The sequence below is a fragment of the Pseudomonas sp. F007 genome (assembly GCF_057814275.1).
This window is the reverse complement of the sequence record NZ_JBVATA010000001.1, coordinates 554,605-576,217: the sequence shown is the minus strand read 5'-3', so window position 1 is coordinate 576,217 and position 21,613 is coordinate 554,605. Positions and strand designations below refer to the sequence as shown.

General features: G+C 60.2%; 21 protein-coding genes. 7 read left to right on the top strand and 14 right to left on the bottom strand.

The window, feature by feature from the left end; all coding sequences use genetic code 11:
• Positions 1–47: 47 nt before the first annotated feature.
• The 8 genes from ACZYR5_RS02770 to ACZYR5_RS02735 all read right to left on the bottom strand — a co-directional run bounded on the left by ACZYR5_RS02770 (position 48) and on the right by ACZYR5_RS02735 (position 8,662).
• Entirely contained in the window at positions 48–782 is a 735-nt protein-coding gene (locus ACZYR5_RS02770; RefSeq protein WP_489088008.1) for an amino acid ABC transporter ATP-binding protein, read from the bottom strand.
• Positions 779–1,450: an amino acid ABC transporter permease gene (locus ACZYR5_RS02765; RefSeq protein ID WP_489088009.1), complete on the bottom strand. Its 672-nt coding sequence runs from the start codon at positions 1,448–1,450 to the stop codon at positions 779–781. Before ACZYR5_RS02765 ends, ACZYR5_RS02770 begins: the two co-directional genes overlap by 4 nt.
• Positions 1,450–2,196, bottom strand: a complete 747-nt coding sequence (locus ACZYR5_RS02760; protein ID WP_489088010.1) for an amino acid ABC transporter permease — start codon at positions 2,194–2,196, stop codon at positions 1,450–1,452. The genes ACZYR5_RS02765 and ACZYR5_RS02760 overlap by 1 nt, the downstream gene beginning before the upstream one ends.
• A 191-nt stretch (positions 2,197–2,387) precedes the next feature.
• Entirely contained in the window at positions 2,388–3,302 is a 915-nt protein-coding gene (locus ACZYR5_RS02755) for a glutamate/aspartate ABC transporter substrate-binding protein (protein WP_489088011.1), read from the bottom strand.
• A 340-nt stretch (positions 3,303–3,642) separates the two neighbouring features.
• Positions 3,643–5,178, bottom strand: a complete 1,536-nt coding sequence (gene glpD, locus ACZYR5_RS02750) for a glycerol-3-phosphate dehydrogenase (RefSeq protein ID WP_489088012.1) — start codon at positions 5,176–5,178, stop codon at positions 3,643–3,645.
• Positions 5,179–5,377: 199 nt separating this feature from the next.
• The gene (locus ACZYR5_RS02745; protein ID WP_489088013.1) at positions 5,378–6,133 is read right to left on the bottom strand and encodes a DeoR/GlpR family transcriptional regulator; all 756 of its coding nucleotides are present in this window, start codon (positions 6,131–6,133) and stop codon (positions 5,378–5,380) included.
• 94 nt (positions 6,134–6,227) lie between these two features.
• Positions 6,228–7,733, bottom strand: coding sequence for a glycerol kinase GlpK (gene glpK / locus ACZYR5_RS02740; RefSeq protein ID WP_489088014.1), 1,506 nt, complete (start codon positions 7,731–7,733; stop codon positions 6,228–6,230).
• Positions 7,734–7,810: 77 nt separating this feature from the next.
• Positions 7,811–8,662, bottom strand: a complete 852-nt coding sequence (locus tag ACZYR5_RS02735) for an MIP/aquaporin family protein (RefSeq protein ID WP_489088015.1) — start codon at positions 8,660–8,662, stop codon at positions 7,811–7,813.
• A gap of 369 nt (positions 8,663–9,031) precedes the next feature.
• Between ACZYR5_RS02735 and ybaK the strand changes: the two genes are divergently transcribed.
• Together ybaK and ACZYR5_RS02725 are read left to right on the top strand one after the other, a co-directional pair.
• Entirely contained in the window at positions 9,032–9,502 is a 471-nt protein-coding gene (ybaK, locus tag ACZYR5_RS02730; RefSeq protein WP_489088016.1) for a Cys-tRNA(Pro) deacylase, read from the top strand.
• A 99-nt stretch (positions 9,503–9,601) separates the two neighbouring features.
• Entirely contained in the window at positions 9,602–10,384 is a 783-nt protein-coding gene (locus ACZYR5_RS02725) for a PhzF family phenazine biosynthesis protein (protein ID WP_489088017.1), read from the top strand.
• A gap of 128 nt (positions 10,385–10,512) precedes the next feature.
• Here the strand turns inward: ACZYR5_RS02725 and ACZYR5_RS02720 are convergent, their stop codons facing one another.
• Together ACZYR5_RS02720 and argF are read right to left on the bottom strand one after the other, a co-directional pair.
• The gene (locus tag ACZYR5_RS02720) at positions 10,513–11,622 is read right to left on the bottom strand and encodes an ABC transporter ATP-binding protein (RefSeq protein WP_489088018.1); all 1,110 of its coding nucleotides are present in this window, start codon (positions 11,620–11,622) and stop codon (positions 10,513–10,515) included.
• Entirely contained in the window at positions 11,619–12,539 is a 921-nt protein-coding gene (gene argF, locus ACZYR5_RS02715) for an ornithine carbamoyltransferase (RefSeq protein ID WP_489088019.1), read from the bottom strand. The genes ACZYR5_RS02720 and argF overlap by 4 nt, the downstream gene beginning before the upstream one ends.
• A 452-nt stretch (positions 12,540–12,991) precedes the next feature.
• Here argF and ACZYR5_RS02710 point away from each other — a divergent pair, with 452 nt between their 5' ends.
• Complete coding sequence (locus ACZYR5_RS02710) at positions 12,992–15,100, top strand: molybdopterin oxidoreductase family protein (protein WP_489088020.1); 2,109 nt, start codon at positions 12,992–12,994, stop codon at positions 15,098–15,100.
• A gap of 97 nt (positions 15,101–15,197) precedes the next feature.
• Positions 15,198–15,533, top strand: coding sequence for a Grx4 family monothiol glutaredoxin (gene grxD / locus ACZYR5_RS02705; RefSeq protein WP_489088021.1), 336 nt, complete (start codon positions 15,198–15,200; stop codon positions 15,531–15,533).
• Between the two features lie 86 nt (positions 15,534–15,619).
• Here the strand turns inward: grxD and bfr are convergent, their stop codons facing one another.
• Together bfr and ACZYR5_RS02695 are read right to left on the bottom strand one after the other, a co-directional pair.
• Entirely contained in the window at positions 15,620–16,096 is a 477-nt protein-coding gene (bfr, locus tag ACZYR5_RS02700) for a bacterioferritin (protein WP_489088022.1), read from the bottom strand.
• A gap of 198 nt (positions 16,097–16,294) precedes the next feature.
• On the bottom strand, positions 16,295–16,513 hold the full coding sequence (locus ACZYR5_RS02695; RefSeq protein WP_489088023.1) for a bacterioferritin-associated ferredoxin: 219 nt from the start codon (positions 16,511–16,513) through the stop codon (positions 16,295–16,297).
• A 255-nt stretch (positions 16,514–16,768) separates the two neighbouring features.
• Between ACZYR5_RS02695 and ACZYR5_RS02690 the strand changes: the two genes are divergently transcribed.
• Complete coding sequence (locus ACZYR5_RS02690; RefSeq protein WP_007922432.1) at positions 16,769–17,371, top strand: peroxiredoxin; 603 nt, start codon at positions 16,769–16,771, stop codon at positions 17,369–17,371.
• 68 nt (positions 17,372–17,439) lie between these two features.
• On the opposite strand, the gene rnt is transcribed toward ACZYR5_RS02690, so the two are convergent.
• Positions 17,440–18,114 (bottom strand): ribonuclease T, encoded by a 675-nt coding sequence (gene rnt, locus ACZYR5_RS02685; RefSeq protein WP_489088024.1) that lies wholly within the window; start codon positions 18,112–18,114, stop codon positions 17,440–17,442.
• Positions 18,111–19,157: a dihydroorotase gene (gene pyrC, locus ACZYR5_RS02680; RefSeq protein ID WP_489088025.1), complete on the bottom strand. Its 1,047-nt coding sequence runs from the start codon at positions 19,155–19,157 to the stop codon at positions 18,111–18,113. The genes rnt and pyrC overlap by 4 nt, the downstream gene beginning before the upstream one ends.
• Positions 19,158–19,315: 158 nt before the next feature.
• On the opposite strand from pyrC, the gene ACZYR5_RS02675 reads away from it, so the two are divergent.
• Positions 19,316–20,224, top strand: coding sequence for a flagellar protein MotY (locus ACZYR5_RS02675; RefSeq protein ID WP_489088026.1), 909 nt, complete (start codon positions 19,316–19,318; stop codon positions 20,222–20,224).
• A 129-nt stretch (positions 20,225–20,353) separates the two neighbouring features.
• Positions 20,354–21,571, top strand: a complete 1,218-nt coding sequence (locus ACZYR5_RS02670) for an argininosuccinate synthase (RefSeq protein WP_489088027.1) — start codon at positions 20,354–20,356, stop codon at positions 21,569–21,571.
• The last annotated feature ends 42 nt before the right edge of the window (positions 21,572–21,613 follow it).

Below are 21,613 nucleotides of genomic sequence, written 5' to 3'. Positions count from 1 at the left end.
GCCGTCTTCGCGGGCAAGCCCGCTCCTACAGGGTTTGTGTGTATCGCTTAGTGCTGCAAAATCTTGTTGAGGAAGTGCTGGGTGCGTTCGGCGCGGGCGTTGATGTCGCCGAAGAACTCTTCTTTCGGGCAGTCCTCGATGATTTTGCCGGCGTCCATGAAGATCACTCGGTCTGCCACTTTGCGCGCAAAGCCCATTTCGTGGGTCACGCACATCATGGTCATGCCTTCGTGGGCCAGTTGCACCATCACGTCCAGTACTTCGTTGACCATTTCCGGGTCGAGGGCCGAGGTCGGTTCGTCGAACAGCATGACGATCGGGTCCATGGCCAGGGCGCGGGCGATTGCCACACGCTGCTGCTGACCACCGGAGAGCTGGCCAGGGTGCTTGTGGGCGTGCGCCGAAAGGCCGACCCGGTCGAGCAACTGCAGGCCTTTCTTGGTCGCCTCTTCCTTGCTGCGGCCAAGGACCTTGATCTGCGCGATGGTCAGGTTTTCGGTGATGGTCAGGTGCGGGAACAGCTCGAAATGCTGGAACACCATGCCCACCCGCGAACGCAGTTTCGGCAGGTTGGTCTTCGGGTCGGCAATCGAGGTGCCATCGACCACGATATCGCCTTTCTGGAACGGTTCCAGGGCGTTGACACACTTGATCAGGGTCGACTTGCCGGAGCCCGACGGGCCGCAGACCACGATCACCTCACCTTTCTTGACGTCGGTGCTGCAGTCAGTCAGCACCTGGAAGTCCCCATACCACTTGTTGATGTTCTTGATAGAGATCATACGGCGAACCTTTTTTGCAGACGCTTGACCAGCTGCGAGGCGGCAAAGCTGATGATGAAGTACACGAGACCGGCGAATACCAGGAACTCATTGGAGCGGCCAATGATGTCGCCACTGGCGCGCGATGCGTTGAGGAAGTCCACCAGGCCGACGGTATAGACCAGCGAGGTGTCCTGGAACAGGATGATGCTCTGTTGCAGCAACAACGGCGTCATCTTGCGGAACGCCTGCGGCAGGATGATCAGGCGCATCATCTGGCCGTAGGTCATGCCCAGGGCCTTGGCTGCACCCATCTGGCCCTTGGGGATCGACTGCACGCCAGCCCGGACGATTTCGCAGAAGTACGCGGCTTCAAACATCATGAAGGCCACGATGCACGAGGTGAAGGCGCCGATCGGCGTGTCTTCGCCGGTGATCCAGCGCAGCACGAACGGGACCGCCAGGTAGAACCAGGTGATCACCAGCAGCAGCGGAATCGAACGGAAATAGTTGACGTAGGCACCGGCAAAGTTCGACAGCAGCTTGTTGTGGGACAAGCGCATCAAGGCCAGCACAGTACCGATGATCAACCCGCCAACGACGCCGAGCGCCATCAGCTTGAGGGTCATCACCATGCCGTTCCACAGACCGGGAATGGCCGGGATGATGCCACTGAAATCGAGTTCCATTATTTACCCCCCACGGAGATCAGGCCGGGCACTGCGACTTTCTTCTCGACCAGGCGCATCAGCAGCATCAGGCTCATGTTCAGGGTGAAGTAGATCAGGGTGGCCAGGGTGAAGGCTTCGAACAGGTTGGCGGAGAACTCGGCGGTCTGTTTGGTTTGCGCGAGCAACTCCATCAGGCCGATCAGCGAGGCGACGGACGAGTTCTTGAAGACGTTGAGAAATTCCGAGGTGAGCGGCGGAATAATGATCCGGTAGGCCTGGGGCAGCAGCACGTTCCAGTAGATCTGCGGCAGGCTGAAGCCCATGGCACGGGCAGCGGATTCCTGGCCACGTGGCAGCGCCTGGATACCGGTACGTACTTGTTCGCAGACGCGGGCGGCGGTGAACAGGCCCAGGCACACAACAACGCTCAGGTAGGCCGAGGTGGTCGGGTTGAGGTCCTGCTTGTACCAGTCCTGCAGGTTCTGCGGCAGCAGGTCGGGCACCAGGAAGTACCAGATGAACAGCTGGACCAGCAGCGGTACGTTACGGAACAGTTCGACGTAGCAGGTCGCGATGCCGGCTACGATCCGGTTCGGCACGGTGCGCATCACGCCCAGTATCGAGCCCAGCAGCAATGCAATGATCCAGGCCACGATAGCAATGGCGATGGTCCAGCCCAGCCCGGAAATGAACCAGTCGAGATAGGTCTCGCTGCCCACGCCGGTGGACTTGAAGAACACGCCCCAATCCCAGTTGTAATTCATTAGGGTCTCCCCTCAGATCAATCGATGTTCAAGCACCTGCCTGGGGGAACTCCGTTCCCTCCTGGCGTGACAGCCAGGCACACGCGAGCGGCTCGACAGCCACCGGTTCGAGTGTTTCCAAAAATGCCAGCAGGTAGTGACAGTCTCCTGGAAGGGCAGGCGCCCTTTCAGGAGATAAGGTTAGTCAGAAATCAGGATTTCTTGTCGTCAGCCGCTTTGTCGGTCGGCGTGGCGATCAGGGCCTTGAGCTCGTCGCTCATCGGGAAGTTCAGGTTCAGGCCTTTTGGCGGGATTGGCTGCAGGAACCATTTGTCGTAGATCTTGGTGATCTCGCCCGACTTGTAGGTGGCGACGATGGCGTCGTCCACTGCCTTCTTGAACGAAGCATCGCCCTTGCGAACCATGCAGCCGTAGATTTCGAACGACTGTGGGGTACCGGTCACGGCCCAGTCGGTTGGCTTCTTGGCCTTGGCCATTTCACCGGCCAGCAGCGCGTCGTCCATCATGAAGGCTACCGCGCGGCCCGATTCCAGCATCTGGAACGATTCGCCGTGGTCTTTGGCCGAGATGACATTCATGCCCATCTGCTTGTCGGCGTTCATCGACTTGAGGATGCGCTCGGACGTGGTGCCCGCGGTGGTCACGACGTTCTTGCCTTTCAGGTCAGCGAAATCCTTGTAGGTCGAGTCCTTTTTGGACAGCAGACGGGTACCGATTTCGAAGATGCCGACGGAGAAGTCAACTTGCTGCTGACGCTCGACGTTGTTGGTGGTGGAGCCGCATTCCAGGTCCACGGTGCCGTTTTGCACCAGCGGAATACGGGTTTGCGAAGTCACCAGGTTGTACTTGACCTTCAGGTCCGGCATGTCCAGGTCTTTTTTCAGCGCTTCGACGACGGCCAACTGGATGTCGTGGGAGTAGCCGACCGGTTTGCCGGAAGCATCTGCAATGTAGGAAAACGGGATGGAAGCGTCGCGGTGGCCCAGGGTGATGGTGCCGGACTCTTTGATCTTCTTCAGAGTGCCGGTGAGCTCGGCGGCGAAAACTGGCGTGCTGATCAGTGCGGCAGCAATGGCTGCGCCCAGGATGTGGGGAACGATACGCATCAAATTTTCCTCGACATTGTTTTTTTTATGGGACCAGTTCTTCGGTCCTCTTGTGCAGCGGAATGCCTGTCGGGCTCCTGAAGTGTTGGCACATCAGGCATTCGTGCAGAGTGTAGAGCATGAGTCGTGCCAGCCCAGTAGTAAAAGCTCAAGCTACTGATTTATAAGGATATTAAATATTTGTGGCGGGATAAATGCGGACATTTGGTCCGGTTAACCGAATTGACTGCCGGGTCGCGTTCGGAAAACCGAATGCATTCGCCATGGGTATGTTTTACAGGATGTAAAAAGCCCCCGGGTCGCGGGATCCGGGGGCTTGGTTTTTATCGGCTGGAGTCGCTCAGGCAGCTTCGATCTTGCTGCGGTTGACCTGCACCTTGTCCAGGTAGCGCTGCACGCTGGCCTGCTCGTCGGCGGTAGTGAACAAGCCCAGCTTGCTGCGCCGCCAGAGGATATCGTGGGCGGTGGTGGCCCATTCATCACTGCACAGGTAGTCGACTTCACGGCTGTACAGCCCGCCGCCCAGGTGTTCGCCCAGGTCGTCGAGGTTTTCGACGCCTTCGAGCATGCGCCAGGTGCGGCTGCCATAAGTAGTTGCCCAGCGCCGGGCAATTTCCGTCGGGACCCAGTCGTACTTGTCGCGAATCAACGCGCACAACGCCTGCGGGGTGCTCATGTCCTCGCCGCCAGGCAGGGTGGCCTGGGCGGTCCAGCTCGATTTCATCTGGGTGAAATACGGCGCCAACTGTGCCATGGCTGACTCGGCCAGTTTGCGGTAGGTGGTCAGCTTGCCGCCGAACACCGACAGCAACGGTGCCTCTTCGCCATTGCCGGACAGTGCCAGGGTGTAGTCGCGGGTCACGGCCGAAGGGTTGTCGGATTCGTCGTTGCACAGCGGACGAACACCGGAATAGGTGTGCAGGATGTCGTCACGGCTGATCTGTTTCTTGAAGTGCGCATTGACCACCTTGATCAGGTAGTCGGTCTCGCCTTCGGTAATCGCCACCTTGGCCGGATCGCCGGTGTATTCGCGATCGGTGGTGCCGATCAAGGTGAAGTGGTTGAGGTAGGGAATGGTGAAGACGATGCGCTGATCTTCGTTTTGCAGGATGTGCGCGTGTTCGCCTTCATACAGTTTCGGCACGATCAGGTGGCTGCCCTGGATCAGGCGGATGCCATAGGGCGACTCCATCTTCAGGTCATCGCGGATGAACTTGGCCACCCACGGGCCGGCGGCGTTGACCAGCGCCTTTGCGCGGATCGACAGCAGGCTGCCATCGGCGCGCTCCAGATGCAGGTGCCACAGGCCCTTGCTGCGACGGGCGCTGACACAACGGGTCTGGGTGTGGATGTGAGCCCCCTTTTCGCGGGCGGCCATGGCGTTGAGTACCACCAGGCGGGCGTCGTCGACCCAGCAATCGGAGTACTCGAAACCCTTGGTGATTTCGCTTTTCAATGCGCTGTCGGCGCCGAACTTGAGGCTTTTCGAGCCGGCGAGCTGTTCGCGCTTGCCCAGGTTGTCATACAGGAACAGGCCGGCGCGAATCATCCAGGCCGGACGCAGGTGCGGGCGGTGCGGCAGCACGAAGCGCATCTGCTTGACGATGTGCGGGGCCTTGCGCAACAGGACTTCCCGTTCGGCCAGGGCTTCGCGCACCAGGCGGAACTCGTAATGTTCGAGGTAGCGCAGCCCGCCATGGATCAACTTGCTGCTGGCGGACGAGGTGTGGCTGGCCAGGTCGTCCTTTTCGCAAAGGAACACCGAAAGCCCGCGGCCTGCGGCATCTGCTGCAATCCCGACGCCATTGATGCCGCCACCGATTACGGCAACGTCATAGACCTCGGCGAGTGGGGGCGTCAGGGAAGAAGTGGGCATCGGCAAGCCTCAGGCATTTTGATTATCTGTATTGGAATTCGAACATTAATGTTCATTTGTGAAAATGGTAGCCGATAAATACGCCCACAGCCAGTCGCCTTCGATTGAAAAAACTCATCGCAGGGCAGGTAAAGGAAAATTTTCGAACATGAAATGCCGCGACATGCTCCCGGGAGGGAGCATGGACGGGAGGGGAGGGTTAAACGACTTCCAGGCGGATCTTGTGCTGGTTGAGCAGTTGAGCCAGTGCAGGCACCGGTTGCTGATCGGTGACCAGGCAGTCGACCAGGCTGATGGGACCCAGGCGAATCATGGCGTTGCGCCCGAATTTGCTTGAGTCGGCGGCGAGAATCACCTGCCGGGCATTGGCAATGATCGCCTGGGAGACCCGTACTTCCTGATAGTCGAAGTCGAGCAGGCTGCCATCTTCGTCAATGCCGCTGATGCCGACCAGGGCGTAGTCAACCTTGAACTGATTGATGAAGTCGACACTGGCCTGGCCAACCACGCCACCATCGCGGCGCACAGTGCCGCCGGTCAGCAGGACATCGAAGTCGTCCTTGGCGCTGAGCATCGAGGCCACGTGCAGGTTATTGGTGATGATCTTCAGGTGGCTGTGGTTGAGCAGCGCCCGGGCGATGGATTCGGTGGTGGTGCCGATATTGATGAACAGCGAGGCGTGATCGGGGATCTGCCGGGCGATGGCTTCGCCGATCCGCTGTTTCTCGTCGCGCATCTGGTCCGCGCGCATGGCGTAGGCGGTGTTTTCGACGCTGGAGTCATAGGCTGCGCCGCCATGGTAGCGACGCAGCAGATTGTCTTCGGCCAGTTGATTGATATCGCGGCGGATGGTCTGCGGGGTGACAACGAACAGTTGGGCCATTTCCTCGATGCTGACATAGCCGCGCTCGCGGACCAGTTCGAGAATTTGCTGCTGACGGGGAGGCAGATTCATGGGCGTCCTTTGGGCTGCCGTGCAAAATTTGCCCATGATGCCGCAGGAATCTGCTGCCGACCAGTTACATGCCGATACGAGTCCGCTGGATGGCTTATTCAGCGCCTTCGTGGGGTTCCCATTCGCGTGTCCGACTGACCGCTTTTTTCCAGCCAGCGTAGAGTTTTTCCTTCGCCGCTTCGTCCAGTTGCGGCTCGAACTCGCGTTCGATCACCGCCTTGCCGCGCAATTCGTCGAGGCTGCCCCAGAAGCCGCAGGCCAGGCCCGCCAGGTACGCCGCGCCGAGGGCGGTGGTTTCGCGCATCTGCGGGCGCTCGACCTGGGTGCCGAGAATATCGGCCTGGAATTGCATGAGGAAGTTGTTGGCTACCGCGCCGCCATCCACGCGCAGGGCCTTGAGGCGTTCGCCGGCGTCCTGTTGCATGGCATCGAGTACGTCGCGGGTCTGGTAGGCAATCGACTCCAGCGCTGCACGAATGATGTGGTCGACGCGTACGCCACGGGTCAGGCCGAACAGCGCACCACGGGCGTAGGGGTCCCAGTACGGCGCGCCAAGACCGGTGAAGGCCGGCACCAGGTAGACACCGTTGCTGTCCTTGACCTTGTTGGCGAAGTACTCGGTGTCGTGGGCGTCATTGATGATCTTCAACTCGTCGCGCAACCACTGCACGGTGGAGCCGCCGTTGAATACCGCGCCTTCCAGGGCATAAGCCACTTCGCCGCGGGGGCCGCAGGCGATGGTAGTGAGCATGCCGTGGCTGGATTTCACCGCCTTGCTGCCGGTGTTCATCAACAGGAAGCAGCCGGTGCCGTAGGTGTTTTTCGCCTGGCCTGGCTCAACGCACATCTGGCCGAACAGGGCGGCCTGCTGGTCGCCGGCGATACCGCCGATGGCGATGCCGCTCTTGGTGTGGCCGTAGATTTGCGACGAGGATTTCACTTCCGGCAACATCTCGCGAGGGATGTCCAGCAGCTCGAGCATCTTCGCATCCCACTCAAGCGTGTGGATGTTGAAAAGCAGGGTGCGCGAGGCGTTGGTGTAGTCGGTGACGTGGGTCTTGCCGCCGCTGAATTTCCAGATCAGCCAGCTGTCGACGGTGCCAAATAGCAACTCACCGTTGCGCGCGCGCTCGCGGCTGCCTTCGACGTTGTCGAGGATCCATTTCAGCTTGGTGCCGGAGAAGTACGGGTCGGTGACCAGGCCAGTGGTTTCGCTGATGTATTGCTCGTGGCCGTCACGTTTGAGCTGCTCGCAGATTTCGGTGCTACGTCGGCACTGCCAGACGATGGCGTTGTAGATCGGCCGGCCGGAAGTCTTGTCCCAGACCACGGTGGTTTCACGTTGGTTGGTGATGCCGATGGCCGCGACCTGATCATGGTGCAGGCCAGCTTGCGCCAGGGCCTCGACCATCACTGCGCTCTGGGTGGCGAAGATTTCCATTGGATCATGTTCGACCCAGCCGGCCTGCGGGTAATGCTGGGCGAATTCACGTTGGGCGGTGCAGACCACGTTGGCGTCACGATCGAAGATGATCGCTCGCGAGCTGGTCGTACCCTGATCGAGGGCAATGATGTAGTTCTTATTCTGTGTGTCGGTCATGTCGATTGCCTTGGACGAAATAAGGAAGTGGATCGGAGCGCGTAATCAATTCTGGGCAGGATCACGCGCCGCCGCTATCAGGAAATTCGAGCTTTGCCATCAATGGCTGTTTGTGCATCTGTTGTAGCGGCTTCGGCGCCCGGCAGGTGACGGGCAATCAGCCCGCGATAGGCGGCGGCGCCAAGGCATGCACCGACAATCGGCGCGAAAATCGGAATCAGGAAGTACGGGATATCTCGGCCGCCCGTCAGGGAGACTTCACCCCAGCCCGCAAAGAACGTCATGAGTTTAGGGCCGAAGTCCCGCGCCGGGTTCATCGCGAAGCCGGTCAGCGGGCCCATCGAGCTGCCGATCACGGCGATCAACAGGCCAATCAGCAGCGGCGCCAGCGGGCCCTTGGGCAAGCCGTTGTTATCGTCGGTCAGGGACATGATCACGCCCATCAGGATCGCGGTGATGATCATCTCCACCAAAAAGGCCTGGCTGGTAGACAGCACCGGGTTGGGAAAGGTCGAGAATACCGAGGCCAACTCCAGGCTCGCCTGGCTGCCACGTACCATGTGGTGGGTCTGTTCGAAATCGAAGAACAGGTTGCTGTAGAGCGTGTAAACCAACAATGCCCCGCAGAAGGCGCCGGCGATCTGCGCGAGTATGTAGAACGGCAGTTTGCGCTTTTCAAAGTCGGTGAAAATGCTCAGGGCGATGCTCACGGCCGGATTCAGGTGGGCACCGGAAACGCCCGCGGTGAGGTAGATCGCCATGCTCACGCCGACGCCCCAGATGATGCTGATTTCCCACAAGCCAAAGCTGGCGCCCGCGACCTTGAGCGCGGCGACACAACCGGTACCGAAAAAGATGAGCAGGGCAGTGCCCAGGAACTCGGCCATGCATTGGCTCGAGAGCGTGGGTTGGTGTAAAGCAGTCGTCATTGAAAACCTCGTTTTTTGTTGTTGTCTGCGCACACCCGACAGGGGCAGGGCGCGATTTTCACCTGGGCAGGATCCCCATCCTTTTCCAGGCTTACTGCTGGGGTGTCGCGTAGGAATCTTCGCATATTATTCAGATTCGAAAAAATATAGACAAGAAACGCTGCTGTCAAAGGTCGAAAGTGAACTGTCGGTCACAATAGAACTATTCGCCGGATGAATGGGCGAGTGTCCTACAGTTTGAATCAGCCCTCGCGGCCCTGTGCTGTTGGTTGTGGCCCCAGGTTTTGGGCCTCTGCGTAGAGCCTTTTGGCCTGCGATGGCCTAGAATCCGGCCCAGCATTTTTCTCATTCGCCAGGCTTGGAGCTGCCATGACCCCCGCATTGGACCTGCTGAAAAAAGTTCGCGCCGAACATCGTGTGCACAGTTACGAACATGATCCAAAGTCGGCGTCCTATGGCCTGGAGGCGGCGGAAAAACTCGGTCTGGATCCAGCGCAGGTGTTCAAGACGCTGCTGGCAGCCAGTGAAAAAGCCGAATTGCTGGTGGCAGTGGTGCCCGTCGCGGGCAGCCTCGATCTCAAGGCGCTGGCCCATGCCGCAGGGGTGAAGAAGGTCGAGATGGCCGACCCGGCGGCGGCGCAGCGGGCGACGGGTTACCTGTTGGGTGGCATCAGCCCGTTGGGGCAGAAGAAACGCCTGCGTACCTTTATCGACAGCAGCGCCCAGGGCTTTGCGACGATTCATGTGAGTGCCGGACGTCGTGGGCTGGAGGTTGAATTGGCGGCTTCAGTGCTGGCTGAACATACCCAGGGCAAGTTCGCGGATATAGGTCGCGTCTGACGCTCAGCCTGTATGGTGAAAAACGCCTTTCTCTGTCACTGTCTGGCGCCGTTTCAGTCCTGCATGCTTGCATTTGCCTACATAACAAGGAGAGCAATCATGGCGTTAGCCTTCCATCAGGTCGATGCATTCAGTGACCGTCCGTTCAGCGGCAATCCGGCGATGGTCTATCGGCTCGATGCCTGGCTCAGTGATGAGCTGATGCAACGCATTGCGGCCGAACATAACCTGGCCGAGACCGCGTTTGTCGTGCGTGAAGGCCAGGCCTGGCATATCCGCTGGTTTACCCCGACTACCGAGGTGCCGTTGTGCGGTCATGCGACCTTGGCCAGCGCTTATGTGTTGTTCAATGTCTACAAGGAGCCGGCCGAGCGTCTCGACTTTGTCTGCAAGTCCGGGCCATTGAGCGTGATGCGCGAAGATGGGCGCCTGTGGCTGGACTTCCCGGCGATCGCACCGCCCGCTGTGGCGGCCAATCCGCAGATCGCCGAGGCGCTCGGGGTGCAGCCGGTTGAAGTGCTGGGTACCAATCAATTGTTCGTGGTGCTGGACTCGGAGCAGGCGGTACGCGAGTGTCGACCGGACATGGCGGCGCTGGCGAAATTGCCATGGCTGGGCGCGATCGTCACCGCTCGCGGCGACCGGCATGATTTCGTCTCGCGGTTTTTTGCGCCGGCGATCGGCATCAATGAAGACCCAGTCACCGGTTCGACCCACTGCCTGTTGATTCCGTACTGGGCTCAGCAATTGGACAAGGACAGCCTGACGGCCTACCAGTGTTCGGCGCGGGGTGGGGAGTTGATTTGCCGGCTGGAAGGTGAGCGGGTGAAGATCGGTGGCGATGCGACGTTGGTGGCCAGCGGCACGTTGCACCTCAATTGACGCTTTGTGCCGTACGCTGAATGTGTAGGAGCTGGCTTGCCAGCGAAGATCGCCAACGATAACGCGAGCATTCCGAGTCGATGCGGTGTGCTGGCAATCTTCGCGAGCAGGTTCGCTCCTACAAAAAATCAGCTAGCGGTGCTGTACCGGCGCACGCCTGACTCAACTGCCGAAATCTGCGCCGCCGTACTGCCCGATGCCTGGAACAGCACCAGGTGTTCGGCCGCTACGCGAATGCCGACATCGGCCCCGACCTCGTGGTCGGCATGGCTGGGGAAAATCGACTCCAGTTGGCTGCCGGTGGGCAGTTGCAGGCGGTACAGGGTCGAGGCGCCGAGGAAGGTCTTGCCGACGATCCGCGCCTTCAACGCGCTGTCGGGCGCGTAGACGATATCGTCCGGACGCAGCAGTACATCCACCGCGCCGCCGGCCGGCCAGGTGTAGGCGCGATTGCCGCGCAATTCACCGAGCTCGGTCTGCACCGATTCAGGCGTGCGTAACTGACCACGAATGAAATAGCCCTGGCCGATAAAACTCGCGACAAAGGGTGTCGCCGGTTCGTGATACAGGTTGTAGGGCGTATCCCATTGCTCCAGGCGGCCCTCCTTGAAGACGCCGACCTGATCGCTGACGGCGAAGGCTTCTTCCTGGTCATGAGTCACCAGGATCGCACTGGTGCCGCGGCTTTTCAGAATATCGCGAACCTCATGGCTGAGCTTGCGGCGCAATTCACCATCGAGGTTGGAGAAGGGCTCGTCGAGCAGCAGCAGTTGCGGTTCCGGTGCCAGCGCTCGGGCCAGGGCCACCCGTTGCTGCTGTCCACCGGACAGCTCGTGGGGATAGCGCTTGCCGAGGTTCTTCAGGTTGACCAGTTCGAGCATTTCCTCGGTGACCCGGTCTTTCTGCGGATGCTTGCGAATGCCGAAGGCGATGTTGTCCGCCACGCTCAAGTGCGGAAACAGCGCGTAGTCCTGGAACACCATGCCGATCCGACGTTTCTCCGGCGCAAGGGTAAAACCGGCGCTGGAAATGGTTTCCCCCGCCAGTTGGATTTCCCCTTCATGCACCGGTTCGAAACCGGCGATCGCGCGCAGGGTAGTGGTCTTGCCGCAACCGGAGGAGCCCAGCAGGCAGCCGATATCACCGGCGTTGAGGTGCAGATTGAGGTTCTGCACCACGCGTTGGTCCTGGTAGCCGCAGGCGAGGTTGCGCAGGTTCAGCAGTAATGGATGGCTCATGCGTGGTGGTACGCCGGTGGCACGAGAAATTCGAGCAGGGCCTTCTGCGCATGCAGGCGGTTCTCGGCCTGGTCCCAGGCGACGGAGCGGGCATCGTCGAGCAGGTCCATGCTGATTTCTTCGCCACGGTGCGCCGGCAGGCAATGCATGAACAGCACGTCTTCGGCCGCGAGGTCGAGCAGGGCGCGATTGACCTGGTAGGGCGCGAACAGCTTGAGGCGCTTGGCGGTTTCTTCTTCCTGGCCCATGGAGGTCCAGACATCGGTGCTCACCAGGTGGGCGCCACGCACGGCGTCCTGCGGATCGCGAACGATGGTCACGCGCTCACCGGCCGCCGCGACGAACTGCGGGTTCGGCTCGTAGCCTTCGGGGCAGGCGATGCGCAGCTGGAAGTCGAACTGGATGGCGGCTTCTATATAGCTGTTGCACATGTTGTTGCCGTCGCCGATCCAGGCCACGGTCTTGCCCTGGATCGAGCCGCGATGTTCGAGGAAGGTCTGCATGTCGGCCAGCAACTGGCACGGGTGCAGGTCATCGGACAGGCCGTTGATCACCGGTACCCGCGAGTTGGCGGCGAATTCGGTCAGGGTGCAGTGGGCGAAGGTGCGGATCATCACCGCGTCGAGCATGCGCGACATGACGATGGCGCAGTCGCCGATCGGCTCGCCACGGCCCAGTTGGGTATCGCGGGGCGAGAGGAAAATGGCCTGGCCGCCGAGCTGGATCATGCCGGCTTCGAACGACAGGCGAGTACGGGTCGAGGATTTCTCGAAGATCATCCCCAGGACGCGATTTTTCAGCGGCTCGAAGAGTACGCCGCGATTACGCAGGTCTTTGAGCTCAATGCCTCGACGGATCACGCTGACCAGCTCTTCGGGCGTGCAATCCATCAGGGAGAGAAAGTGCCTTGCGCTCATCATTGACTACCTTTTTGCAACGGACCGCAGATACTCAAAGCCTGGTTTATCTGAAAAACGGGCGAGACCTGCGGCGTAAGCCGCACGGGGCGACGAAATAGGGGAAGGCGCAATATTGACATTAAATGTCGCGTCTTGCCACGGGGCTACGGTTTTTAGGGGATTCGGAGGGGCTACGGGGTGACCGCAATAGCGCTTTTGAAGCCTGGTTCCTGACAGCAGCGGGTCCTTTGTACACTGCCGTCGCGCGCCTTGGCAATCGAGTCGGGCGTTCGCGCCAACGTACTGGTCGTTTTGCGGCCCGCCAGTCGCCAGCATCGGGGCCAGTATCGGCAGGCCTGATGGCGGCCGATTCACGGGACGAACGTCGCTGGTGCGTCACTCGATCACGGCCCATAGTTTGATTCCCGCGACCGTCCTTTGGTTGCCTGCGAATAAAACAGAGAATGGCCATGACCAAGACGCTTCATCACCGTGCCTGCCACCTGTGTGAAGCCATTTGCGGCTTGACCATCGAAACCACCGTCAGTGACGATGCCGGCCTGCAGATCACCTCGATCAAGGGCGATGCGCAGGACACCTTCAGTCGCGGCCACATCTGCCCCAAGGCCGTGGCCCTGCAGGATATCCAGAACGATCCCGACCGCCTGCGCCAACCGATGCGTCGCGTGGGAAACGACTGGCAGGCCATTGGCTGGGACGAGGCGTTCACGCTGGTGGCCGAGCGCCTGGCGAGTATTCAGGCCGAGCACGGGCAGAATGCTGTCGCGGTGTACCAGGGCAATCCCAGCGTGCACAACTATGGGCTGATGACCCACAGCAATTACTTTCTCGGGCTGCTGAAAACCCGCAACCGGTTTTCCGCGACCTCGGTCGACCAACTTCCGCAGCACTTGAGCAGCTACCTGATGTACGGCCACGGCTTTCTGTTGCCGATCCCGGACATCGACCACACCGACTTCATGCTGATCCTCGGCGGCAACCCGCTGGCGTCCAATGGCAGCATCATGACCGTGCCGGATGTCGAGAAACGCCTGCGGGCGATCCAGGCGCGTGGCGGCAAGGTGGTGGTGGTCGATCCACGGCGCAGCGAGACGGCGGCGATGGCCGACCAGCACCTGTTTGTGCGACCCGGTGGTGATGCGGCGTTGCTGTTCGGTCTGCTCAATACCCTGTTCAGCGAAGGCCTGACGCGTGATAGCCATTTGCCGGTCGACGGCCTGGATGAAGTGCGAGCGGCTGTTGCGGCGTTCAGCGCCGAAGCCATGAGCCCGTTGTGCGCGGTGCCGGCCGAACAGATCCGCCAGTTGGCCAGGGATTTCGCCGCTGCTCGCACGGCGGTCTGCTATGGCCGGATGGGGGTATCGACCCAGGCATTCGGTACCTTGTGCCATTGGCTGGTGCAGGTGATCAACCTGGTCACCGGCAACCTCGATCGAGTCGGCGGTGCGCTGTGCACCGAGCCGGCGGTGGACCTGGTGGCCAGCACGTCCGGCGGACATTTCAATCAGTGGCAAAGTCGGGTTTCCGGGCGTCCGGAGTATGCCGGAGAGCTGCCAGTGTCGGCGCTGGCCGAGGAAATGCTCACCCCGGGCGCCGGGCAGATTCGCGCGTTGGTCACGGTCGCCGGAAACCCGGTGTTGTCGACGCCCAATGGCCGGCAACTGGAGCAGGCGCTGGACGGGCTGGAGTTCATGGTCAGTATCGACCTGTACATCAACGAGACCACGCGCTACGCCGACCTGATCCTGCCCTCGACCTCGGCCCTGGAAAACGATCACTACGACACCACGTTCAACATGTTCGCGGTGCGTAACGTCAGCCGCTTCAACCGGGCAATTCTGCCAAAGCCGCAGGGCGCGCTGCATGACTGGGAGATCTTTGTCGGCCTGGCCCGAGCCTTTGCCGGCAGGACCGGCAAGGAACTCAAACCGACCATGGCGCCGGCACAGATGATCGACTTCGGCCTGCGCGCCGGGCGTTATGGTGATGGCGCGCCGCACAAGTTGTCGCTGGACACCCTGAATGACCACCCCCATGGGGTCGACCTGGGCGCGCTCAAGCCCAACCTGGCGCCGCGCCTGAAAACCGCCAATCAGCGGGTGCAGGCAGCACCCGCGGCGATTCTCTCCGACCTGGCGCGCTTTGCCTCCTTGCAGGTGCCGCCGGCCGGCGAGTTGCTGATGATCGGTCGTCGCCATGTGCGCAGTAACAATTCGTGGATGCACAATTATCACCGCCTGGTGAAGGGCAAACCGCGCCATCAACTGCTGATGCATCCGGATGACCTGGCCGCTCGCGGGCTGGTGGACGGGCAGCGGGTGCGGGTCAGCTCGCGGGTCGGGGCAATCGAGGTCGAGGTGTTGGGCAGTGCCGAGATGATGCCCGGGGTGGTCAGTCTGCCCCACGGCTGGGGCCACGCAAGGCCCGGGGTGCAGATGGCGATCGCCACGGCGCAACCCGGTTCGAGTGCCAATGACCTGACCGATGAGCGCCACCTCGACGAGCTGTCGGGCAATGCTGCGCTCAATGGCGTGCCGGTGACCGTGGCGGCGGCGTAGCGAAGTCTGTCGGGCAGATCGCGCATCGCGCCGGGCTTTCCGTTACAATGCGCCACCGTGCCGACAACTGAGTCGGAAAGTTCAGCCGAGGTGCTTCATGGATATCATCGAAACTATTAAAGAGCAGATCGCCAACAACACCGTTCTGCTTTACATGAAAGGCTCGCCGAATGCCCCGCAGTGCGGCTTCTCGGCCAAAGCTGCCCAGGCCGTCATGGCCTGTGGCGAGAAGTTCGCTTACGTGGACATCCTGCAGAACCCGGAAATCCGCGCCAACCTGCCGAAGTACGCCAACTGGCCAACCTTCCCGCAGCTGTGGGTAGGTGGTGAGCTGGTCGGCGGTAGCGACATCATGATCGAGATGGCTGCAGACGGTTCCCTGCAGAGCACTATCAAGGATGCGGTAGCGAAAGCAGCCAGCGCCCAAGCGTGATTCGGATGCAGGAGCCTGTCTCCTGCAGCCCATAAAAAAGCCCCGCGTCTCATCGGAGAGCGGGGCTTTTTCATTGGCGCGGTAACTTACTCGTCGTCGCCCATCTGCGATTGCAGGTAGTTCTCGATGCCGATCTTGTCGATCAGGCCCAGTTGGGTTTCCAGCCAGTCGATATGCTCTTCTTCGGACTCGAGAATATCTTCGAGCAGTTCACGGCTGCCGTAGTCGCCAACAGTTTCGCAATGGGCGATAGCGACTTTCAGATCAGCGTGGCCGGTCTTCTCGATACGCAGGTCGCACTCGAGCATTTCCTTGGTGTGTTCACCGATCTGCAGCTTGCCCAGGTCCTGGACGTTCGGCAGGCCTTCGAGGAACAGGATGCGCTTGATCAGCTTGTCCGCGTGTTTCATCTCGTCGATGGACTCGTGGTACTCGTGCTTGCCCAGCTTGTTCAGGCCCCAATCCTCGTACATGCGCGCATGCAGGAAGTACTGATTGATTGCGACCAGCTCATTGGCAAGGATCTTGTTGAGATGCTGGATGACTGTTACGTCGCCTTTCATGATGGGGCCCTGTCCTTAAGTTCGGTATATAAGCCGGAGTTTGAGCCGACATCAACTTAGTGTCAAACCTAAGTTATTGAATAATATATGAAAATTAATCGGAATAAGAATGTTTGTGTTCCGCATCCTGACGCTAAGCGATTGAATTACAGGCATAAAAAAACCGGACATGAAGTCCGGTTCTTTGAAATGCTGTCATTACGCTGCAGTAAATTCCACAGGGTAGGGAATGGCCGCCTGGCTCAATTGCAGGTCGGCGAGGGTCTCGCGGACCACCTGCTTGGCAAGGCAGGCACATTTGCCGCATTGGCTGGCTACGCCGGTGGCTTCGCGCACCTCGCGATAGCTGCAGCAACCTTCATAGATTGCTTCACGGATCTTGCCGTCGGTAACGCCAGTGCAAATGCAGACATACATAGAGTGAGAACCCATCGCTGGTTTTTGGCTCAATTGCGATGGATCTTAATGTTAACGAGAATGATTGTCAAAGTGGTTTCCGCGGCTATCGTCGCAGACCATTGCCCGTCTGACGAACGGCTGCATGGCGGCCAGTCAAAAACGCAGTGTATGATGCCCGGTCTTTGTTCGAGGTAGCCGATTCATGATTCTGTCGTTCAACCGCGACAGACTGCGTCGGTACCGATCTTCACGCACTACACCAGGAGATATCCAATGAGCGTACTCGTAGGCAAACAAGCCCCTGACTTCACCGTTCCGGCCGTACTCGGCAATGGCGAAATCGTCGACAGCTTCACCCTGTCGTCGGCCATCAAAGGCAAATACGGCCTGGTGTTTTTCTACCCACTGGACTTCACCTTCGTTTGCCCGTCCGAGCTGATCGCTCTGGACCACCGCATGGCTGATTTCAAGGCGCGCAACGTTGAAGTGATCGCGGTCTCCATCGACTCGCACTTCACCCACAACGCCTGGCGTAACACCCCGATCAATGCCGGCGGCATCGGTCAGGTCCAGTACATCATGGCTGCCGACATGAAGCACGACATCGCCAAGGCCTACGACGTTGAGTCCGAAGGCGGCGTGGCCTTCCGTGGCGCGTTCCTGATCGACGACAAGGGCGTTGTGCGCTCGCAGATCGTCAACGACCTGCCGCTGGGCCGTAACATGGAAGAGCTGATCCGTCTGGTTGACGCTCTGCAATTCCACGAAGAGCACGGCGAAGTCTGCCCTGCCAACTGGAAAAAAGGCGACAAGGGCATGACCGCTTCGCCAGAAGGCGTTGCTGCTTACCTGTCCGAGAACGCTGGCAAGCTGTAAGCCACGCGCAAGGCATGAAAAAACCGGCTTCGGCCGGTTTTTTCATGGGTGGGAGAAAGTGCCGACGGTCAGTCGTCGAAATCTTCCCAGCCGCCCATCTGTTTCCAGCGGTTGACGATGCCGCAGAACAGGTCGGCGGTTTTTTCGGTGTCGTAGCGCGCCGAGTGAGCCTCGCGCCCGTCGAAGTCGATGTCCGCCGCCTGGCAGGCTTTGGCCAGCACCGTTTGACCATAGGCCAGACCGGCGAGGGTCGCCGTATCGAAGCTGGAGAACGGGTGAAACGGGTTGCGCTTCATGTCCAGGCGCGCGACGGCGGCGTTGAGGAAGCCCAGGTCGAAGCTGCTGTTGTGGCCCACCAGGATCGCACGCTTGCAGCCATTGGCTTTCAGGGCCTTGCGTATGCCGCGGAAGATGTCGGTCAGGGCCGTCTCTTCACTCACCGCCATGCGCAGCGGGTGATCGAGCTTGATACCGGTGAATTCCAGCGCTGCGGCCTCGATGTTGGCGCCTTCGAAGGGTTCTACACGGAAGAAATAGGTGTGGTCCGGGTAGACGTAACCTTTTTCGTCCATGCTGATGGTCGTCGCGGCAATTTCCAGCAAGGCATCGGTAGCGCAGTTGAAACCACCGGTTTCAACGTCAACGACGACCGGCAGATATCCACGGAACCTGGCTGCCATGGGGTGACGCGGGCCACCACCACCTTGACCTTCCTGATCGTCGTCGTATTGGTCTTCACTCACGCGTTTTCCTCCAGCAGGCGCCAGCGCAGTTTTTCACCGGCGCGCAGCGGGATAACAGTCAGCTCGCCGAACGGCAGGCTGGCAGGGGCAGTCCATTCTTCACGGACCAGGGTGATGCGATCGGTGTTGACCGGTAGCCCATAGAAGCGCGGGCCATTGAGGCTGGCGAAGGCTTCGAGCTTGTCCAGCGCGTTACGCTGCTCGAAGGCCTCGGCGTACAACTCGATGGCGGCGTAGGCGGTGTAGCACCCGGCGCAGCCGCAGGCCGCTTCCTTGGCGTGCTGGGCGTGTGGCGCCGAGTCGGTGCCGAGGAAGAACTTCGCGCTACCGCTGGTCGCGGCATCCAGCAGGGCAACCTGGTGGGTGTTGCGCTTGAGGATCGGCAGGCAATAGAAGTGCGGGCGAATACCGCCCACCAGCATGTGGTTGCGGTTGTACAGCAGGTGATGTGCGGTGATGGTCGCGCCAACGTTGGCCGACGCCTCGTTGACGAACTGCACGGCATCGGCAGTGGTGATGTGTTCGAACACCACCTTGAGCGATGGGAAGCGCTCGACTACACGACGCATGTGCTCATCGATGAAGATTTTCTCGCGATCGAACACATCGACATCGCCACGGGTGACTTCACCGTGGATCAGCAAGGGCATCCCGACTTCGGCCATGGCCTCGATCGCGGGGAAGATCTTGTCGACGCTGGTGACCCCGGAGTCGGAGTTGGTCGTCGCGCCTGCCGGATAAAGCTTGGCGGCGTGTACGAAACCACTGGCCTTGGCGGTGCGGATTTCGTCCGCAGTCGTGCGGTCGGTGAGGTAGAGCACCATCAACGGTTCAAAGCGGCTGCCGGCCGGGCGCGCAGCGAGGATGCGCTGGCGATAGGCGTCGGCTTCAGCGGCATTGCGCACCGGTGGTACCAGGTTGGGCATGATGATCGCGCGACCAAAGGTGCGCGCGACATCCGCGACAGTATTGGGCAACACAGCACCATCGCGAAGATGAATATGCCAGTCGTCGGGACGCAGCAGGGTCAGGCGGTCGGACATTGGGGGGATTCCAGGCGGGTCAAACTCATGGGAATGCTACCGGAAAAGACTCTTGCAGGCACTCGCTATCAAGTTTTGCTGCGCGTGACCGATATCCCCAAGGTATGCCGTAACTATGTCTGTCAGCCTTTTCGCTGCAAAAATCAATGGAGCCTCCCGTGCGCCAGCGTTATCTAGCCTTGCTCAGTGTGTTCGCCAGTCTTCCCACCATGGCACTCACGTTCCAGACGCGCCTGGAGAACATCGAGTGGAAGGTCGAAGGTGACAAGTTTGAATGCCGCCTGGCCCAGCCGATCGCCGATTTTGGCACCGGCGAGTTCGTGCGGCGGGCGGGCGAGCAAGCGACGTTCCGCCTGAAGGCCTACAACCCGATGCTGACGGGCGGCTCGGCGACCTTGCTGGCCGCCGCCGCGCCCTGGCAGCCGGGGCGCGGGGATATCAACCTGGGGTCGGTGCGACTCGGCAGTGGCGAAGTGCTGTTCAACAGCTCGCAACTGCAGGCCGGGCGCCTGATGGGCGGACTGATGGACGGTCGCAGTTCGGTGGTGCGGCATTATGCGGCGGACGGGCGGATGTCCGAGGTGCGGGTCCTGCCGGTCAGCTTCAACGCGGCCTACGCGCAATATCAGGAATGCGTGGCCAAGTTGTTGCCCAACAACTATGACCAGATCAAGCAGGCGGCCGTCGGTTTCCCGGGCGGTGGGATCGAGCTGGATCCATCGGCCAAGGCGCGATTGCAGCAGATGCTGGCGTTCATGAAGGCCGATCCGACGGTCAACCACATCGAACTCGACGGCCATTCGGACAACAGCGGCAACCGCCTGACCAACCGTGACCTGTCGCGTCGCCGTGCGCTGGCAGTGATGGATTACCTCAAGGCCAATGGCATCCAGGAATCACAGATCACCATGCGCTTTCACGGCGAGCAGTATCCGGTTGCACCCAATGTCAGTGCGTCGAACCGGGCGAAAAATCGTCGGGTCATCGTTCAGCTCGAACGTGTCGAGCCGGCGCCGGCACCTGCCCCTGAGGCCAGCTCAGCGAAAAGCACGGCTTCCACGTCCTGAACCCGCTGAAATCGTCGCTGGCTCGACATAATCTGTCGCTTCGTCGTCATAAGCTGTCGCGCCTCTGTAAATTATCCTTGCGCAGCGGTAGACTGCGCGGCTTTCCGTAGAACCCCGTGGAGTGATGGCATGGCGGACGTAAACAAGGTCGTTCTGGCGTATTCCGGCGGCCTGGACACTTCGGTGATCCTCAAGTGGCTGCAGGATACTTATAACTGTGAAGTGGTGACATTCACCGCTGACCTGGGTCAAGGCGAAGAGGTCGAACCGGCTCGCGCCAAGGCCCAAGCCATGGGCGTCAAAGAAATCTACATCGACGATCTGCGCGAAGAGTTCGTGCGCGATTTCGTATTCCCGATGTTCCGTGCCAACACCGTCTATGAAGGTGAGTACCTGCTGGGTACTTCCATCGCACGTCCGTTGATCGCCAAACGCCTGATCGAAATCGCCAACGAAACCGGCGCTGACGCCATTTCCCACGGCGCCACCGGCAAAGGCAACGACCAGGTACGTTTCGAACTCGGCGCCTACGCCCTCAAGCCAGGCGTGAAAGTGATTGCACCGTGGCGTGAGTGGGACCTGCTGTCCCGCGAGAAGCTGATGGATTACGCCGAAAAGCACGCGATCCCGATCGAGCGTCACGGCAAGAAAAAATCCCCGTATTCGATGGATGCCAACCTGCTGCACATCTCCTATGAAGGTGGCGTGCTGGAAGACACCTGGACCGAGCACGAAGAAGACATGTGGCGTTGGACCGTCTCCCCGGAGAAGGCTCCCGACACCCCGCAGTACCTGGAACTGACCTACCGCAACGGCGACATCGTGGCCCTGGACGGCGTCGAGATGACCCCGGCGACAGTCCTGGCAACCCTGAACCGTATCGGTGGCGAGCACGGTATCGGCCGTCTGGACATCGTCGAGAACCGTTACGTCGGCATGAAGTCCCGTGGCTGCTACGAAACCCCAGGCGGCACTATCATGCTGCGCGCCCACCGTGCGATCGAGTCGATCACCCTGGACCGCGAAGTGGCTCACCTCAAGGACGAGTTGATGCCCAAGTACGCCAGCCTGATCTACACCGGCTACTGGTGGAGCCCTGAGCGTCTGATGCTGCAACAGATGATCGACGCTTCCCAGGTCAACGTGAATGGCGTCGTGCGCCTGAAGTTGTACAAGGGCAACGTGATCGTTACCGGTCGCAAGTCTGACGAATCGTTGTTCGACGCCAACATCGCGACCTTCGAAGAAGATGGTGGTGCCTACAACCAGGCGGACGCCGCGGGCTTCATCAAGCTCAACGCCCTGCGTATGCGCATTGCTGCCAACAAAGGCCGCAAGCTGTTCTGATGATGTTGCGCTGATCAGCCGTTGTGACCCCGTTTCAGGCGG

What these genes read in the sequence shown, in the direction of transcription:
- ACZYR5_RS02770 (WP_489088008.1), bottom strand. Translation starts at nt 782, where the DNA reads ATGATCTCTATCAAGAACATCAACAAGTGGTATGGGGACTTCCAGGTG.
- ACZYR5_RS02765 (WP_489088009.1), bottom strand. Translation starts at nt 1,450, where the DNA reads ATGGAACTCGATTTCAGTGGCATCATCCCGGCCATTCCCGGTCTGTGG.
- ACZYR5_RS02760 (WP_489088010.1), bottom strand. Translation starts at nt 2,196, where the DNA reads ATGAATTACAACTGGGATTGGGGCGTGTTCTTCAAGTCCACCGGCGTG.
- ACZYR5_RS02755 (WP_489088011.1), bottom strand. Translation starts at nt 3,302, where the DNA reads ATGCGTATCGTTCCCCACATCCTGGGCGCAGCCATTGCTGCCGCACTG.
- glpD (WP_489088012.1), bottom strand. Translation starts at nt 5,178, where the DNA reads ATGCCCACTTCTTCCCTGACGCCCCCACTCGCCGAGGTCTATGACGTT.
- ACZYR5_RS02745 (WP_489088013.1), bottom strand. Translation starts at nt 6,133, where the DNA reads ATGAATCTGCCTCCCCGTCAGCAGCAAATTCTCGAACTGGTCCGCGAG.
- glpK (WP_489088014.1), bottom strand. Translation starts at nt 7,733, where the DNA reads ATGACCGACACACAGAATAAGAACTACATCATTGCCCTCGATCAGGGT.
- ACZYR5_RS02735 (WP_489088015.1), bottom strand. Translation starts at nt 8,662, where the DNA reads ATGACGACTGCTTTACACCAACCCACGCTCTCGAGCCAATGCATGGCC.
- ybaK (WP_489088016.1), top strand. Translation starts at nt 9,032, where the DNA reads ATGACCCCCGCATTGGACCTGCTGAAAAAAGTTCGCGCCGAACATCGT.
- ACZYR5_RS02725 (WP_489088017.1), top strand. Translation starts at nt 9,602, where the DNA reads ATGGCGTTAGCCTTCCATCAGGTCGATGCATTCAGTGACCGTCCGTTC.
- ACZYR5_RS02720 (WP_489088018.1), bottom strand. Translation starts at nt 11,622, where the DNA reads ATGAGCCATCCATTACTGCTGAACCTGCGCAACCTCGCCTGCGGCTAC.
- argF (WP_489088019.1), bottom strand. Translation starts at nt 12,539, where the DNA reads ATGAGCGCAAGGCACTTTCTCTCCCTGATGGATTGCACGCCCGAAGAG.
- ACZYR5_RS02710 (WP_489088020.1), top strand. Translation starts at nt 12,992, where the DNA reads ATGACCAAGACGCTTCATCACCGTGCCTGCCACCTGTGTGAAGCCATT.
- grxD (WP_489088021.1), top strand. Translation starts at nt 15,198, where the DNA reads ATGGATATCATCGAAACTATTAAAGAGCAGATCGCCAACAACACCGTT.
- bfr (WP_489088022.1), bottom strand. Translation starts at nt 16,096, where the DNA reads ATGAAAGGCGACGTAACAGTCATCCAGCATCTCAACAAGATCCTTGCC.
- ACZYR5_RS02695 (WP_489088023.1), bottom strand. Translation starts at nt 16,513, where the DNA reads ATGTATGTCTGCATTTGCACTGGCGTTACCGACGGCAAGATCCGTGAA.
- ACZYR5_RS02690 (WP_007922432.1), top strand. Translation starts at nt 16,769, where the DNA reads ATGAGCGTACTCGTAGGCAAACAAGCCCCTGACTTCACCGTTCCGGCC.
- pyrC (WP_489088025.1), bottom strand. Translation starts at nt 19,157, where the DNA reads ATGTCCGACCGCCTGACCCTGCTGCGTCCCGACGACTGGCATATTCAT.
- ACZYR5_RS02670 (WP_489088027.1), top strand. Translation starts at nt 20,354, where the DNA reads ATGGCGGACGTAAACAAGGTCGTTCTGGCGTATTCCGGCGGCCTGGAC.